The 705-nt window shown below is 52.2% G+C and carries 1 protein-coding gene; it reads left to right on the top strand.

What is annotated here, in order from left to right; translation table 11 throughout:
• Positions 1-40: 40 nt before the first annotated feature.
• The coding region (locus ACOCD2_RS24050) for a DUF2202 domain-containing protein (protein ID WP_293650476.1) at positions 41-705 on the top strand (665 nt) is incomplete at its 3' end.

The following is a 705-nucleotide window of genomic DNA, read 5'->3' as shown; positions in this document are numbered from 1 at the left end:
ATTCAACAAGATGAAAATGGCAATCACATTAGCCCTTCCCTTGGCCGCGATACTGGCTGTCAGCAGTCCGTTGCAGGCAAAATGGAAAGGCGGAAAACCGGGTGCCTGGGATCAGGAAAATACAGGTACCCAGGTAACAACGGCGTTGTCAGATGCGGAAGCCGCCACACTGCTTTTCATGCGGGAAGAGGAAAAGCTGGCCCGTGATGTGTATATCACGTTGTTTGATAAGTGGGAGCATCCGGTTTTCAACAATATTTCCGGTTCTGAACAACACCACATGGACAGCATGAAGAGCAAGATTGACAAGTACGGCCTGGTGGATCCTGTTACCGACGATACTGTTGGAGTTTTCCAGAATGAAGCACTGTCCACTCTGTACAATAAGCTGATCGACCGGGGTGATGTATCCTTGGAAGATGCATTGTATGTTGGCGGCTACATTGAGGAGCTGGATATCGGCGATCTCGAGAAAGCCATCGCGGAATCCTCCCATACGGACGTGGTGCGGGCGTATAAAAATCTCGAACGGGGTTCTAGAAATCACCTGCGGGCATTTGTTGGCCAGATCGAAAACTTGGGCATCGTGTATGAAGCACAGCTGATGCCACAGGAAGAAGTGGATGCCATCGTCAACAGTGCGATGGAGCGTGGGCAGAACGGCGGTCGTGGCGCAAGTCGTGGGCAGCAGCACGGCGGTCGTGG

The organism is Thiolapillus sp., from assembly GCF_048562965.1.
GTDB classification, from domain to species: domain Bacteria; phylum Pseudomonadota; class Gammaproteobacteria; order Chromatiales; family Chromatiaceae; genus Thiolapillus; species Thiolapillus brandeum_A.
Note: the sequence above shows the minus strand (reverse complement) of the source record. Positions and strands in the feature narration are given on the sequence as shown.